This is a genomic window from Actinosynnema sp. NPDC059797 (assembly GCF_042732085.1).
GTDB lineage: Bacteria > Actinomycetota > Actinomycetes > Mycobacteriales > Pseudonocardiaceae > Actinosynnema.
This window is the reverse complement of the sequence record NZ_JBHWIE010000071.1, coordinates 1-14,016: the sequence shown is the minus strand read 5'-3', so window position 1 is coordinate 14,016 and position 14,016 is coordinate 1. Positions and strand designations below refer to the sequence as shown.

The following is a 14,016-nucleotide window of genomic DNA, read 5'->3' as shown; positions in this document are numbered from 1 at the left end:
GCTAGGAGGGCACGTGTCGATGAGGAGATCAAAAGCTGTCTCGGCGCTCGCGCTGATGACCAGCGCCGCGCTCGTCCTGAGCGCGTGCGGCGGCGGCGGAACGAGCAGCACTGACCAGGGTGGCCAGCAGGACGCCAACCCGGGCGAGATCGGCGGCCAGGACGAGCTGCTCAAGCGTCCCAAGGTCGAGGACATCGGCGAGATCGCGGTCGCCGTGGAAGAGGGCTTCCACAACTACAACAACAACATCGGCGCGACGAACAACTTCTCCAGCACCATCGCGCTGTCCAACGTGCAGCCCTCGCCGTACATCACCGAGCTGGTCGACGGCAAGGTGCTGATCAAGGTCGACGGCGACCTGATGGAGTCCGTCAAGGTCACCTCGACGAGCCCGCAGACCATCGAGTGGAAGGTCCGCCCCGAGGCGGTCTGGTCCGACGGCCAGCCGATCGACTGCGACGACTTCCACCTGAAGTGGCTCGCGGCCACCAGCAAGGCCACCGTCACGAGCGACAGCGGCGAGTCCGCCTCGATCTTCGACTCGTCGCCCACGGGCTACGAGAACATCGAGAAGCTCGAGTGCTCGGACAACGACAAGACCATCACCACGACGTTCTACGCGGACAAGCCGTTCGCCGACTACCGGGCGCTGTTCTCGCAGCCGGGTAGCGACAGCCTGCTCCCGGCCCACGTCCTGGAGCAGAAGGCGAACGTCCCGGACGTCACCAAGGTCCTGCCGTCGCAGAACGACGACACGGTCAAGGCGGTCGCGGACTTCTACACCAAGGGCTGGCTGGGCTTCGACCCGTCGGTCGCCCTGTCCGGCGGTCCCTACGCGATCGAGTCCTCGGACCTGAAGGACCAGACCGTCCTGGTGCGCAACCCCAAGTGGTGGGGCAACCCGGGTGGCCCGTCCAAGGTCATCCTGAAGACGAACACGGACGCCCAGTCCGCGGCGCAGCAGCTCCAGAACAAGGAAGTCCAGGTCATCGCGCCGCAGGCCGACCCGTCGGTCGCCATGCAGCTGCGCGAGGACAGCGCGTTCGAGGTCTACGCGGCCGGTGGCCAGACCTACGAGCACGTCGACTTCAACATGGCGCGCCCGCTGTTCAAGGAGAACAAGGACCTGCGCCTGGCCGTGGCCCAGTGCTTCGACCGGCAGGGCCTGATCGACAAGCTGGTGGCGGACGTCGACCCGAACGCCAAGCCGCTGGGCAGCCTGACCTTCATGCCGAACGAGATCGGCTACGAGGACCACTACAGCGACATCGGCAACGGTGACGTCGCGGCGGCGAAGAAGACCCTGGAGGACGGCGGCTGGGCCCTGGGCTCGGACGGCATCTACACCAAGGGCGAGTTCCGCGCCTCCTTCGCGATCGGCTTCAAGACGGTCCAGCGCCGTGCGGACACCGTCCGCATCCTGCAGGACAAGTGCCGCCAGGCCGGCATCGAGGTCATCGCCGACCAGGCCGCCGACTTCAACGACAAGCGCCTCCCGGCGTCCGAGTTCGACGCGGCCCTGTTCGCGTGGGTCGGCCAGCCGCTGAAGGCCGGCGCGTACGGCAACTACGCGCAGAAGTCCAAGGGCGGTTCGGCCAACTACAACAACTACGACTCGGCCGCGCTGACCGAGACGTGGGCCAAGGCCAACGGCGAGCTGGACTACGAGAAGCGCACCGCGATGATGAACGACGCGGACAAGATCATGCGGGAAGACCTGCACAGCATCCCGCTGTTCCAGCTGTCCGACTTCGCCGCGTCGAACGCGGACATCGGCCCGATCTCCTACATCGGTGTCGGTGGCGGCGCGACCTGGAACCTGTACGCCTGGCAGAAGAAGAGCTGACACCGGGCAAGCACGCAGCTGGGTAAAGCACGACCCTTCCGCCGGGGGGCCGGTGCCACGAGCACCGGCCCCCCGGACGGTGTCCGCGTCCGGTAGGCGCCTACGCTGGCAGGCGGGGGCGCCTAGGGAGACTAGAGACTCGTCATGTTCCGTTACATAATCCGGCGGTTGTTGATCTCAATTCCGCTGTTGATCGTCGCTTCATTCCTCTGCTTCGGACTCGTGAACGCCATGGGCGACCCCCTGGCCGAGTGGAAGCTCCAGAAGCCCCGGACACCGGCGGAGATCGCCGCCGCTTACGAGCGGACGGGCTACAACGACCCGTTCATGGAGCGCTACGTCGAATGGGCGGGCGACTTCGTGACCGGCGACTGGGGCGAGACGGTCGTCCCCGGCAACGCGGGCAGGCCCGTGAAGGACGAGCTGCTCACGGCCTTCGGCATCACGTTGCGGCTCATCCTCGCCGCCGAGATCATCGCGCTGATACTCGGCATCGCGGTCGGTGTCATCGGCGCGGTCAGACAGTACTCGTTGTTCGACTACACGGCGACCGGAATATCGTTCGCCATGTTCTCGATGCCGTTGTTCTGCGTGGCCCTCGTGCTCAAGGCGGGCGGCATCAAGCTGAACGACTGGCTGGAGTCCATCGGCGCGGACCGGTGGATCGTCACCGCCGGACCGCCGGGCGAGGGCTTCAGCGGCAGCTTCGGCGAGCAGTTCTTCCAGTACAGCGGCGCCTACATCCTGCCGACCATCTCGCTCGTGGTGATCCAGTTCGCGCTCTACAGCCGCTTCCAGCGCGCTTCGATGCTCGAAACGCTCAACGCCGACTACGTGCGCACCGCGCAGGCGAAGGGCATTTCGCAGGGGCGCGCCATCTTCCGCCACGCGCTGCGCAACGCCTTGATCCCGATCATCACGGTGTCCTCGCTGAACATCGGCGCGGGTTTCGGCGGCGCGGTGATCACCGAGACGGTCTTCAACTGGTCCGGGATGGGCAAGTTCATCGTCGAGGCCATCACGAAGATCGAGCCCTACCAGGTGCTCGGCTTCATGATGGTGACGGCCGTGTTCATCATCGCGTTCAACCTGATCGCGGACATCCTGTACGCATTCCTGGACCCGAGGATTCGCCTTGACTAACATGGGAGCCCCCGCGGCGCAGGCGCCTGCGCCGGACTCGGCCGAGGCGAGCCAGTTCGACAGCACCTCGGCCCGCAAGCAGTGGCAGGTCATCCTGCGCCGGTTCGCCCGGCACCGCCTGGCGCTGTTCGGTTTCGTCCTGTTCGTGCTGCTGGTGCTGTTCGCGTTCTTCGGCGGCCTGTTCTGGAAGTACCCGTACACCGACCTGGGCTTCAAGCGGTACCTGCCGCCCAGCGCCGACCACCCGTTCGGCACCGACCGGCTCGGCGGCGACATGGTCGCCCAGATCATCCGCGGCACCCAGTTCTCGATCCAGATCGCGCTCGTGGTGGCGCTGCTGTCCACCGTCATCGGCGTGGTGCTGGGCGCGCTGGCCGGCTACCTCAAGGGCTGGGTCGACACCCTGATCAGCCGCTTCATCGACCTGCTGCTGGTGATCCCCAGCCTGGTCATCGCGGCGGTGCTGGTGCGCAACAGCTTCGTGGTGTCGGTGGCGGGCGGCTCGGGCGGGTCGAACTGGATGATCGTGGCCCTGTACCTGGGCCTGATCGGCTGGCTGTCGATCGCCCGCGTGATCCGCGGCATGGTCCTGTCGCTGCGGGAGAAGGAGTTCGTGGAGGCGGCCCGCGCGCTGGGCGCGTCCACGTCCCGGATCGTGTTCCGGCACATCCTGCCGAACACCGTCGACGTGATCATCGTCAACGCCACGCTGGCCATCGCCCAGGCGGTGCTGCTCGAGGCGGCCCTGTCCTTCATCGGCTTGGGCGTGCAGAGCCCCGACACCTCGCTGGGCCTGATGATCAGCCTGAACAAGAACGAGCTGACGCTGCACCCGTGGCTGTTCTTCGCCCCGTTCGTGTTCATCGTGCTGATCTCGCTCGCGGTCAACTTCATCGGTGACGGGCTCCGGGACGCCTTCGACCCGCGGCAGAAGAGGGTGAAGGCATGAGTGGGTTTGACGTGCTCGGCGAGCCCCGGTCGGACTCCGGCCGCGGCGGCGAGAAGCTCCTGAAGGTGGAGAACCTGTCGGTGGACTTCCCCACCGACGACGGCACCGTGCACGCGGTGCGGGACGTGTCGTTCACGCTCGGCGCGGGCGAGGTGCTCGGCGTCGTGGGCGAGTCCGGCTCGGGCAAGTCGGTGTCGTCGATGGCGGTCATGGGCCTGCTGCCCAAGACCGCGAAGGTCGCCGGCTCGATCGAGTTCAAGGGCCGCGAGCTGGTCGGCCTGGACTACAAGCAGATGCAGCCGATCCGCGGCAACGGCATCTCGATGATCTTCCAGGACCCGATGACGTCGCTGAACCCGGTGTACACGGTGGGCTGGCAGCTCGCCGAGGCGCACCAGGCGCACCACGACGTGTCCAAGAAGGCGGCCTGGGCCAAGGCCGTCGAGGTGCTGGAGCTGGTGGGCATCCCGCAGCCGGACCGGCGCGCCTCGCAGTACCCGCACGAGTTCTCGGGCGGCATGCGGCAGCGCGCGATGATCGCCATGGCGATCATCAACGACCCGGACGTGATCATCGCCGACGAGCCGACCACGGCGCTGGACGTGACCGTGCAGGCGCAGATCCTGGACACGCTGCTGCGCATCCGGGACGAGACGAGCGCCGGCATCATGATCATCACGCACGACCTCGGCGTCGTGGCGGGCATGGTGGACCGCGTCCAGGTCATGTACGGCGGCACGGTCGTCGAGCAGGGCTCCGTGGACGAGATCTTCGAGGCCCAGCGGATGCCCTACACCGTCGGCCTGCTGGGTTCCATCCCGAACCCGAACATGCTGGGCAAGCGCCTCACCCCGATCCAGGGCGCGCCGCCCTCGCTGATGAACCTGCCGCAGGGCTGCACGTTCTCGCCGCGCTGCCCGCTGGCGATCGACGCCTGCCGGGAGACCGAGCCGCAGCTGCTGGAGACCGACCGGTCCGGCCACTTCGCGCGGTGCCACCGCTCCGCGCACCTGGCCACGATCGAGAACCCGCAGCGGCTGTTCGCGCACGACGAGATCGGCGTCGTCGAGAACCCGGCCTCCCTGACCGCGGCGAACCCGGCCATCCCGGTGGCCGAGACGGTCGAGGCGGTCGAAGCGCGGCTGCACGAAGAGGAGAGCCCGACCTCATGACCACGTCCACTGATGTGAACCCGCAGGCCGGTGGCGCCGCCTCCGGCCGACCGGGCGAGACCCCGCTGCTGGAGGTCCGGGACCTGGTCAAGTCCTTCCCGGTGCGCGGCGGCGGCATCATCCCGCGCACGGTCGGGCAGGTGCAGGCCGTCTCGGGCGTCACCTTCGACCTGTACCCGGGCGAGACGCTGGGCCTGGTCGGCGAGTCCGGCTGCGGCAAGTCCACCACCGGGCGCGCCATCCTCCAGCTGCACAAGCCGACGTCCGGCTCGGTGAAGTTCGAGGGCCGCGAGCTGACCAAGCTCCGCGGGCGCCAGCTCCGCTCGGTGCGCCGGGACATGCAGATCGTGTTCCAGGACCCGTACGCGTCGCTGAACCCGCGCTGGCAGATCAACGAGCTGATCTCCGAGCCGTTCAAGATCCACGGCACGGAGAACGGCGGCGACGTCCAGGCGCGGGTCAACGAGCTGATGGAGCTGGTGGGCCTCAACCCGGAGCACCGCAACCGGTACGCGCACGAGTTCTCCGGCGGCCAGCGCCAGCGCATCGGCATCGCCCGCGCGCTCGCGCTCAACCCGAAGCTCGTGGTGCTGGACGAGCCCGTGTCGGCGCTGGACGTGTCGGTGCAGGCGGGCGTGGTGAACCTGCTGGAGGAGCTGCAGGAGCGCCTCGGCCTGGCCTACCTGTTCGTGGCGCACGACCTGTCGGTCGTCCGGCACATCTCCGACCGGGTCGCGGTCATGTACCTCGGCAAGATCATCGAGATCGGTGACCGCGAGGAGATCTACAACCGGCCGATGCACCCGTACACGCAGGCGCTGCTGTCCGCGGTGCCGGTGCCGGACCCGAAGCTGGAGCGCCGCCGCCAGCGGATCGTGCTCTCCGGCGACGTGCCCTCGCCGGTGAACCCGCCGTCGGGCTGCCGCTTCCGCACCCGCTGCTGGAAGGCGCAGGACATCTGCGCCACCGAGGAGCCGAAGCTGGAGCGCCGCGGCGGCCCCGACGGCACGCTGTCGGCGTGCCACTTCGCCGAGGTCAAGCCCCTGCTGCCGAGCTGACCGGCACGACCGCGCCGCGAGACCGCGTCGGTGGTTCGCGGCCCATCCGCCGGCGATCACGCTCTTCGATCGCCGGCGGATCGGTCGCGAGCCGCCGACTTCCGGGCGGTCTCGCCGCCGTCTGCGGAGCAGCGGCCGACAGCACAGCCTCCCGGCGGTGTCGTCACACCGGGGCTTTACTCTGATCCAGTGACGCTGACTGCACCACCACGGTTGCTGCTGGTACACGCACACCCGGACGACGAGAGCCTGTGGACGGGCGGCACCATCGCCCGCTACTCGTCCCTGGGCGTGCACGTCACCGTGGTCACCTGCACCCTCGGCGAGGAGGGTGAGATCATCCCGCCCGCGTTGCGGAACCTGGCCGCGGACGCCGCCGACCAGCTCGGCGGGTACCGGGTCGCGGAGCTGCGCTCCGCCTGCGCCGCCCTGGGCGTGACCGACCACCGGTTCCTCGGCGGCATGGGCCGCTGGCGGGACTCCGGCATGGCGGGCGTCGAGGCCAACGACCACCCGCGCGCGTTCGTCCGGGGCCCGGTCGACGAGCAGGTCGCCGAGCTGTCGGAGATCATCGCCTCGGTCCGGCCGCAGGTCGTGGTCACCTACGACGCGTTCGGCGGGTACGGGCACCCGGACCACATCCGGGCGCACGAGATCACCACCGCCGCGGTCGCCTCCTCGGACGTGGACCGCCTGTTCCACACCGTCACCTCGCGCGCCGCGACCGCCGAGGGCGTGGCGCGGCTGGCCGAGCTGGCCGACCTGCCGTGGCGGCTGCCCGAGGAGGGCGAGCTGCCCGTCACCGACGACGAGGTGATCACCACGGTGGTGGACGTCTCCGAGCACCTGGTGGCCAAGCTGCGGGCGCTGCGCGCCCACTCCACCCAGGTCGGCGTGTGGCAGGACGGCTCGGGCGGCGCGTCCTACGCGCTGTCCAACGGCATCGCCCAGCCCGTCGTGCACACCGAGCACTACGTGCTCGCCAAGGGGCCCGCCGAGGGCGCGGAGGCGGACCTGTTCGGGGGGCTGGATTGACCGACCGCCTGGCGCTGATCGGGATCGCCGCCGCCGCCTTCGTGCTGGCGGTGCTGGAGCTGTTCTTCCTGCCGCTGCGGCTGGACGGCACCCTGCTGCCGCGCGTGAACGACTGGCCGTTCCCGATCGCGGTGGTGCTGGCGGTCGTGACCACCCCGCTCCTGGTCCGCCTCGCCTCCGGGTACGCGCGGCGCACGAGCGGCGCGGCGTCCCCGCTGCTGGTGTGGATGGCGACGCTGCTGCTGTTCGGGCTGCTCGGGCCGGGCGGCGACGTTTTGCTCCTCAACGACTGGCGCACCCTGGTGCTGTTCGCCGGCGGCGTGCTGCCCAGCGCTGTCGCCGTGGGTGCGTTCGCGGGGAGGCGGGCCGGTGGCGGAGGCGATCACTGATCGGGACGTGGTGCGCGCGTTGCGGCCGTTCGTGCGCGCCACGGGCCCGCTGCTGGACACGTTGCGCGAGGCCAACCTCCTCGGCCTGCGCGACCGCGAGGTGGAGCGCGACGCCGACCGGAAGCTGCTGGACCGGCTGTGGGACCGGCTGGCGCGGGTGAAGGTGCCCGGCACGGCCGCGTGGGCGCGGATGGACGTGCCGGAGCGCGACGAGTGGTGGCTCAACCGGCTCGGCCGGCTGCTGTCGCTGCTGGCCGCGATCCCCGGCATCGGCGGCGCGCTGGCCGACCGGCTGCCGATCCAGGCGACGCTGGGCGCGGCCGGGCAGGGGCTGCTGCTGTCGGCGATGGCGGGCGAGCGCGGGCTCACCTCGACCGAGGACCGGGTGCGGCTGCTGGCGCACGTGCTGTTCCAGCGCGAGGTCGACGGCCGGGCCGTGGAACCCGCCGAGGACGAGGACCGCAGGACCCGCGAGCTGACCGCGGAGCTGAAGGCCGAGCGGTCCACGTTCAAGGCCATCGGCGCGACGGTCTGGAAGCTCGCCAAGGTGCTGTGGCGGCTGGAGGACGAGCTGGACAAGCGGCCCCAGGGCCGGCTGTACCACCAGGCGCTGGGCATGCTGCCCGTCGTCGGGGTCCTCGGCGACTACCTCGGCGAGCGGTCGGCGCTGAAGAGGGTCCGCGCGGACGCCTACGCGTGGTTCGGCGCCCAGTAGCGGTAGCGGTGGTGCTCGACGCACCCCAGCGACCCGTACAGCGCGATCGCGGCCTCGTTGTGCTCGGCCACCTGGAGCGCGCAGCGCGTCGCGCCCCGGTCGGCGCCCCACGCGGCCAGGCCGCCCATCAGCAGCCGCGCCAGCCCCCGGCGGCGGGCGCCCGGCCGCACCGCGAGCCGGGCGACGTGCAGCAGGTCCCCGACCACGGCTCCGCGCACGGCGGCCAGCACCTCGCCGTCCGCCACGACCGCGCCGAAGCCGACCGCGCCCGTGGTGAGCACGTGCCGCTGGGCGGGCGTGGGGTCCGGTTGCGCCGCCAGTTCCCACCAGCCGGGAAGGGGGTCGGGTGTGATGACCACCCCTTGGGAGGCTCGAGCGTGCTTCGGGGTGGCGAACCCGGCGAGTTCACCGGTCATCACGAGCGACTCGGCGCCGCCCGGGTGGTCCTCGTCGACCCGCCAGCCGGCGTCCCCGATCGCGCCCTCCACCGGTGAGCCGATCACCACGTGGGCGGCCGGCGCGATCGCGTTCCGGCGGGCGAAGTCGATCACCAGGTCGAGCGCCTCGGGCACCGGGACACCGGGATCGCCCGTGGTCAGGGCGCTGTTGGCGCGTCCGGTGAAGCCGCCCGCGGCCCGCAGCCGCCACTGCCCGAGCGGCACGTCGACCACGGCCGGCCACGCCTCGGCGCAGCGCTGCTCCAACCCGGCGATGTCGCGCACCCCGGCATCGTCCCCCATCCGGCCCAAGGGGTGATGTGTGAGCCGGCGCACGGTGCTGCTAAGGCAAGCCTGAGCGTTGGACAATCGAGCGTGCCGCGTACTCTCCGGCTTGCGCGGTGTGGACCAGAACAGAAGCAGGAGAGCGCAGTGACCTATGTGATCGCCCAGCCGTGCGTGGACGTGCTCGACAAGGCGTGCATCGAAGAGTGCCCCGTCGACTGCATCTACGAAGGCGACCGGATGCTCTACATCCACCCGGATGAGTGCGTCGACTGTGGTGCTTGCGAGCCGGTGTGCCCCGTCGAGGCCATCTACTACGAGGACGACGTGCCGGACGAGTGGAAGGAGTACACGAAGGCGAACGTGGACTTCTTCGACGAGCTGGGGTCCCCCGGCGGCGCCTCGAAGGTCGGCAAGGTCAGCGCGGACCCGGCGTTCGTCAAGGCTCTCCCGCCGCAGGCGTCCCACGAGTGACCAAGAGGCTCCCGGACTTCCCCTGGGACTCGCTGGCCGACCACGCCACCGCGGCGCGCGCGCACCCCGGTGGCGTGGTCGACCTGTCCATCGGCACGCCGGTGGACCCGGTCCCCGACGTGATCCAGCGGGCCCTCGGCTCGGTCGCCGACCTGCCCGGCTACCCGACCACGCACGGCACCACCGCGCTGCGCGAGGCCGCGGTCGGGGCGCTGGCGCGGCGGCACGGCGTCGACGGGCTCGACCCGGCGGCGGTGCTGCCGACCATCGGCTCCAAGGAGCTGGTGGCGTGGCTGCCCACGCTGCTCGGCCTCGGACCCGGTGACCTGGTCGCGATCCCGGCGCTGGCCTACCCGACCTACGAGGTGGGCGCGAAGCTGGCGGGCGCGACGCCGGTGCGGCTGGCCGAGGGCGAACCGCCGCCACCCGGCACCCGCCTGGTGTGGCTGAACTCGCCGTCCAACCCGACCGGTCGGGTGCGGTCGGCGGCCTCGCTGGCGGCGGCGGTGGCGGAGGCGCGGGAGGTGGGCGCGGTCGTCGCGTCCGACGAGTGCTACCTGACGCTGCCGTGGACGGCGGAACCGGTGTCGGTGCTGCGGCCCGAGGTGTCCGGCGGATCGCTCGACGGCGTGCTGGCCGTGCACTCGCTGTCGAAGTCGTCCTGCCTGGCGGGGTACCGGGCCGGGTTCGTGACCGGTGACCCGGTGCTGGTGAAGTCCCTGCTGGAGGTGCGCAAGCACGCGGGCATGATCGTGCCGCGGCCCGTGCAGGAGGCGATGACGGCGGCGCTGACCGACGACGAGCACGTGGCCGTGCAGCGCGAGCGCTACCGGGCGCGGCGCGACGTGCTGCTGCCCGCGCTGACCAAGGCCGGTTTCACCGTGGACCACTCCGAGGCGGGCCTGTACCTGTGGTCGACCCGCGGCGAGGACGCGTGGGCCACGGTGGCCTGGCTGGCCGAGCGCGGCATCCTGGTCGCCCCGGGCACGTTCTACGGCCCGACCGGCGACCGGCACGTCCGCATCGCCCTGACCGCGACGGACGACCGCGTGGCCGCCGCCGCCGACCGCCTGCTGCCCTGACCCTCCCGGCTCACCCGGCCTCCCCGGCTCACCCACCGGCGTGACCTGACCGCGCAACTCGCGGTGTCCGACCGGACGACACGCGACACCGCAGCGGAGGACACGCGCGGTTCTCACTCGAAACCCGGCGTGTCCTCCGGTCGGACATCGCGTGTCCTCCGGTCCGGCACCGGGAGTCGCACGGTGCCGGCCCGGCACGAACGTCGAACTCAAGGGTCGCGAACGTACGACTCGCGCGGTCTGAACGTACGACTCGCGCGGTCTGAACGTACGACTCGCGCGGTCTGAGCGCATGACTCGCGTGGGCTGAGCGCATGACTCGCGCGTGTCATGCGTTCAGGACTGGCGTGTCATGCGGTTGGGGTTGGCGAGTCATGCGCTCGGGGTGCGCGAGTCGTACGGTCGGGACCGGTGAGTCGTGCGGTCAGGGGTGGTGAGTTGGCAACTCGGGAGTAGGTCAGTCGTTGGCGTGCAGGGCCGCGTTCAGTTCCACGCCGGTGCCCTTGCGCGGCAGGACCTTGACCGTGCCGGTGGTCGAGTCGCGGATGAACAGCAGGTTCGACATGCCGGAGAGCTGGGCCGCCTTGACCACCGCGCCGTCCGCGCCGGTGACCTTGGTGCCGGCGGTGACGTAGAGGCCCGCCTCGACCACGCAGTCGTCGCCCAGGGAGATGCCCAGGCCCGCGTTGGCGCCGATCAGGGACCGCTCGCCCACGGAGATGACCTGCTTGCCGCCGCCCGACAGGGTGCCCATGATCGACGCGCCGCCGCCGACGTCCGTGCCGTCGCCGACGACCACGCCCGCCGAGACGCGCCCCTCCACCATGGACGCGCCGAGCGTGCCCGCGTTGAAGTTCACGAAGCCCTCGTGCATGACGGTGGTGCCGGGCGCCAGGTGCGCGCCCAGGCGCACGCGGTCCGCGTCCGCGATCCGCACGCCGGTCGGCACCACGTAGTCGACCATGCGCGGGAACTTGTCGACGCCGTACACGGCCACCGGCCCGCGCGAGCGCAGCCGCAGCCGGGTGTCCTCGAAGCCCTCGACCGCGCACGGCCCGAAGTTCGTCCACACCACGTTGTTCAGCAGCCCGAAGATGCCGTCCAGGTTGGCGCCGTGCGGCTTGACCAGGCGCGACGACAGCAGGTGCAGCCGGAGCCACACGTCGTAGGTGGACGCGGGCGCGTCGGCCAGGGACGCGATGCCGACCCGGACGCCGACGACCTCGACGTCGCGTTCGGCGTCCGCGCCGAGCTGCCTGGCCGCGGCCTCGCCCAGTTCGGCGGCGACCTCGGCCGAGGACAGCAGCGCGGTCCCGGCGTCCGCCTCGCCCAGCCGCGGCGCGGGGAACCACGTGTCCAGCACGTCGCCGGACGGGGTGACGGTGGCGAGTCCGACGCCGTACGCGCCGGTGGTGTCTGCGGTGCTCACGAGCGCCAACGGTAACGTGCGGCGCATGGCCGACACCCTGGACCTCGCCGCCGATCCCGTCGAGCTGACCGCCGCCCTGGTGGACATCCCCAGCGTGTCCCGCGACGAGGCCCGCATCGCGGACGTGGTGGAGCGGTCCCTGCGGGAGCAGACGGCGCTGGAGGTCGTGCGCCTCGGCAACGCCGTGCTGGCCCGCACGGACCTCGGCCGCCCGAACCGCGTCGTCCTCGCCGGCCACCTGGACACCGTGCCGGTCAACGGCAACCTGCCGTCCCGCCTGGCCGACGGCGCCCTGCACGGCTGCGGCACGGTGGACATGAAGGGCGGCGACGCGGTGATGCTGCACCTGGCCGCCACCACCCCGGACCCGCGCCACGACCTGACCTTCGTGTTCTACGACTGCGAGGAGATCGAGGCCGTCCACAACGGCCTGGGCCGCGTCGAGCGCGAGCTGCCCGAGTGGCTGCGGGGCGACCTGGCGATCGTGTGCGAGCCGTCCAACGCCGTGATCGAGGCCGGCTGCCAGGGCACCATGCGCGTCGAGGTGCGCACGAAGGGCGCCCGCGCCCACACCGCCCGCGGCTGGATGGGCGTGAACGCGATCCACGCCCTCGGCGAGGTCCTGCGCCGCCTGGAGGCCCACGAGCCGCGGCACGTCGAGATCGACGGCTGCCACTACCGCGAGGGCCTCCAGGCCGTGCGGGTCTCCGGTGGCGTGGCCGGCAACGTGGTCCCGGACGAGGCCGTGCTGACGGTCAACCACCGGTTCGCCCCCGACCGGTCGCCGGAGCAGGCCGAGCAGCACCTGCGGGAGCTGTTCGACGGCTACGAGGTGACCGTCACCGACCTGTCGCCGGGCGCGCTGCCCGGCCTGGCCAACCCGGTCACCCGGGAGCTGGTCGAGGCGTCCGGCGGCACGCCCGTGGCCAAGCTCGGCTGGACCGACGTGGCCCGGTTCGCGGCGCTCGGCATGCCCGCGGTGAACTTCGGTCCGGGCGACCCGAGCCTGGCCCACACGCAGCAGGAGAACGTCCCGGTGAACCAGGTGCGACAGTGCCTTGAAGTGTTGCGCCGCTTCCTCGGCTAGCCCCTCCGGCCCACTACACTCCGGCCGATGAGCGAGAACGGCGTCGACGAGCACCCCAAGGAGAAGCAGCGCGGACCGGTCGTCCTGCGCCGCGGTCGCAGGGACGAGCTGACGACCACAGACCAGCGCCTGCTGGACTCCCGCGGCCCCAGCGACTGGGTGCACACCGACCCGTGGCGGGTGCTGCGCATCCAGGCCGAGTTCGTGGAGGGCTTCGGCGCGCTGGCCGAGGTGCCGAGCGCGGTCACGGTGTTCGGCTCGGCCCGCACCGCCCGCGGCCACGCCGAGTACGAGATCGGCCGCGAGCTGGGCCGGGCGCTGGCCGAGGCCGGGTTCGCGTGCATCACCGGCGGCGGTCCGGGCGCGATGGAGGCGGTGAACCGGGGCTGCTCGGAGGCGGGCGGGTTCAGCATCGGCCTCGGCATCGAGCTGCCGTTCGAGCAGGGCCTGAACCCGTGGGTCGACCTGGGCGTGAACTTCCGCTACTTCTTCGTCCGCAAGACCATGTTCATCAAGTACTCGCAGGCGTTCATCTGCCTGCCGGGCGGCTTCGGCACGCTGGACGAGCTGTTCGAGGCGCTGACGCTCGTGCAGACGAAGAAGGTCACCAAGTTCCCGGTGGTGCTGTTCGGCCGCGAGTACTGGCAGGGCCTGTACGACTGGGTGAAGAGCTCGGTGCTGGGCAGCGGCAAGGTCGGTGAGAAGGACGTCGAGCTGCTCTACCTGACCGACGACATCGACGACGCGGTCCGCATCGTGCGAGAAGCGCACCAAGCCTGGGCGGACGCGCACTGAGACATGGCCGCTGCTCCGCAGACGGCGGCCCGGCTGTGTTCGATGGCCGCTGCTCCGCAGACGGCGGCGAGGTCGCCCGGAAGTCGGTCGTTCGCGCCTGGTTCCCCGACGATCGAAGGG

14 protein-coding genes are annotated in these 14,016 nt (G+C 71.0%); 12 read left to right on the top strand and 2 right to left on the bottom strand.

Annotated features, from left to right (window positions below):
- Window positions 1-19: 19 nt before the first annotated feature.
- The 8 genes from ACFV4N_RS18865 to ACFV4N_RS18830 all read left to right on the top strand — a co-directional run bounded on the left by ACFV4N_RS18865 (window position 20) and on the right by ACFV4N_RS18830 (window position 8,307).
- A complete protein-coding gene (locus ACFV4N_RS18865) occupies window positions 20-1,846 on the top strand; it encodes an ABC transporter family substrate-binding protein (protein WP_499673828.1) in 1,827 nt (608 codons plus the stop codon).
- Window positions 1,847-1,990: 144 nt separating this feature from the next.
- The gene (locus ACFV4N_RS18860) at window positions 1,991-2,989 is read left to right on the top strand and encodes an ABC transporter permease (protein WP_499673827.1); all 999 of its coding nucleotides are present in this window, start codon (window positions 1,991-1,993) and stop codon (window positions 2,987-2,989) included.
- A 1-nt stretch (window position 2,990) separates the two neighbouring features.
- Window positions 2,991-3,938 (top strand): ABC transporter permease, encoded by a 948-nt coding sequence (locus tag ACFV4N_RS18855; RefSeq protein ID WP_499673843.1) that lies wholly within the window; start codon window positions 2,991-2,993, stop codon window positions 3,936-3,938.
- Entirely contained in the window at window positions 3,935-5,110 is a 1,176-nt protein-coding gene (locus ACFV4N_RS18850; protein WP_499673826.1) for an ABC transporter ATP-binding protein, read from the top strand. Before ACFV4N_RS18855 ends, ACFV4N_RS18850 begins: the two co-directional genes overlap by 4 nt.
- Window positions 5,107-6,168, top strand: a complete 1,062-nt coding sequence (locus ACFV4N_RS18845; protein ID WP_499673825.1) for an ABC transporter ATP-binding protein — start codon at window positions 5,107-5,109, stop codon at window positions 6,166-6,168. The genes ACFV4N_RS18850 and ACFV4N_RS18845 overlap by 4 nt, the downstream gene beginning before the upstream one ends.
- A gap of 189 nt (window positions 6,169-6,357) precedes the next feature.
- A complete protein-coding gene (gene mshB, locus ACFV4N_RS18840) occupies window positions 6,358-7,203 on the top strand; it encodes an N-acetyl-1-D-myo-inositol-2-amino-2-deoxy-alpha-D-glucopyranoside deacetylase (protein WP_499673824.1) in 846 nt (281 codons plus the stop codon).
- Entirely contained in the window at window positions 7,200-7,592 is a 393-nt protein-coding gene (locus tag ACFV4N_RS18835) for a hypothetical protein (protein ID WP_499673823.1), read from the top strand. Before mshB ends, ACFV4N_RS18835 begins: the two co-directional genes overlap by 4 nt.
- Window positions 7,573-8,307 (top strand): hypothetical protein, encoded by a 735-nt coding sequence (locus ACFV4N_RS18830; RefSeq protein ID WP_499673822.1) that lies wholly within the window; start codon window positions 7,573-7,575, stop codon window positions 8,305-8,307. Before ACFV4N_RS18835 ends, ACFV4N_RS18830 begins: the two co-directional genes overlap by 20 nt.
- Here ACFV4N_RS18830 and ACFV4N_RS18825 read toward each other — a convergent pair.
- Window positions 8,283-9,047, bottom strand: a complete 765-nt coding sequence (locus ACFV4N_RS18825; RefSeq protein ID WP_499673821.1) for a GNAT family N-acetyltransferase — start codon at window positions 9,045-9,047, stop codon at window positions 8,283-8,285. The genes ACFV4N_RS18830 and ACFV4N_RS18825 overlap by 25 nt on opposite strands.
- A gap of 129 nt (window positions 9,048-9,176) precedes the next feature.
- On the opposite strand from ACFV4N_RS18825, the gene fdxA reads away from it, so the two are divergent.
- Entirely contained in the window at window positions 9,177-9,503 is a 327-nt protein-coding gene (fdxA, locus tag ACFV4N_RS18820) for a ferredoxin (RefSeq protein WP_033430540.1), read from the top strand.
- Window positions 9,500-10,585 (top strand): succinyldiaminopimelate transaminase, encoded by a 1,086-nt coding sequence (gene dapC, locus ACFV4N_RS18815; RefSeq protein WP_499673820.1) that lies wholly within the window; start codon window positions 9,500-9,502, stop codon window positions 10,583-10,585. Before fdxA ends, dapC begins: the two co-directional genes overlap by 4 nt.
- A gap of 457 nt (window positions 10,586-11,042) precedes the next feature.
- Here the strand turns inward: dapC and dapD are convergent, their stop codons facing one another.
- The gene (gene dapD, locus ACFV4N_RS18810) at window positions 11,043-12,041 is read right to left on the bottom strand and encodes a 2,3,4,5-tetrahydropyridine-2,6-dicarboxylate N-succinyltransferase (RefSeq protein ID WP_499673819.1); all 999 of its coding nucleotides are present in this window, start codon (window positions 12,039-12,041) and stop codon (window positions 11,043-11,045) included.
- Between dapD and dapE the strand changes: the two genes are divergently transcribed.
- Window positions 12,040-13,101: a succinyl-diaminopimelate desuccinylase gene (dapE, locus tag ACFV4N_RS18805; protein WP_499673818.1), complete on the top strand. Its 1,062-nt coding sequence runs from the start codon at window positions 12,040-12,042 to the stop codon at window positions 13,099-13,101. The two genes, dapD and dapE, sit on opposite strands and share 2 nt — an antisense overlap.
- A 27-nt stretch (window positions 13,102-13,128) precedes the next feature.
- Window positions 13,129-13,896: an LOG family protein gene (locus ACFV4N_RS18800; RefSeq protein WP_499673817.1), complete on the top strand. Its 768-nt coding sequence runs from the start codon at window positions 13,129-13,131 to the stop codon at window positions 13,894-13,896.
- Window positions 13,897-14,016 lie beyond the last annotated feature (120 nt).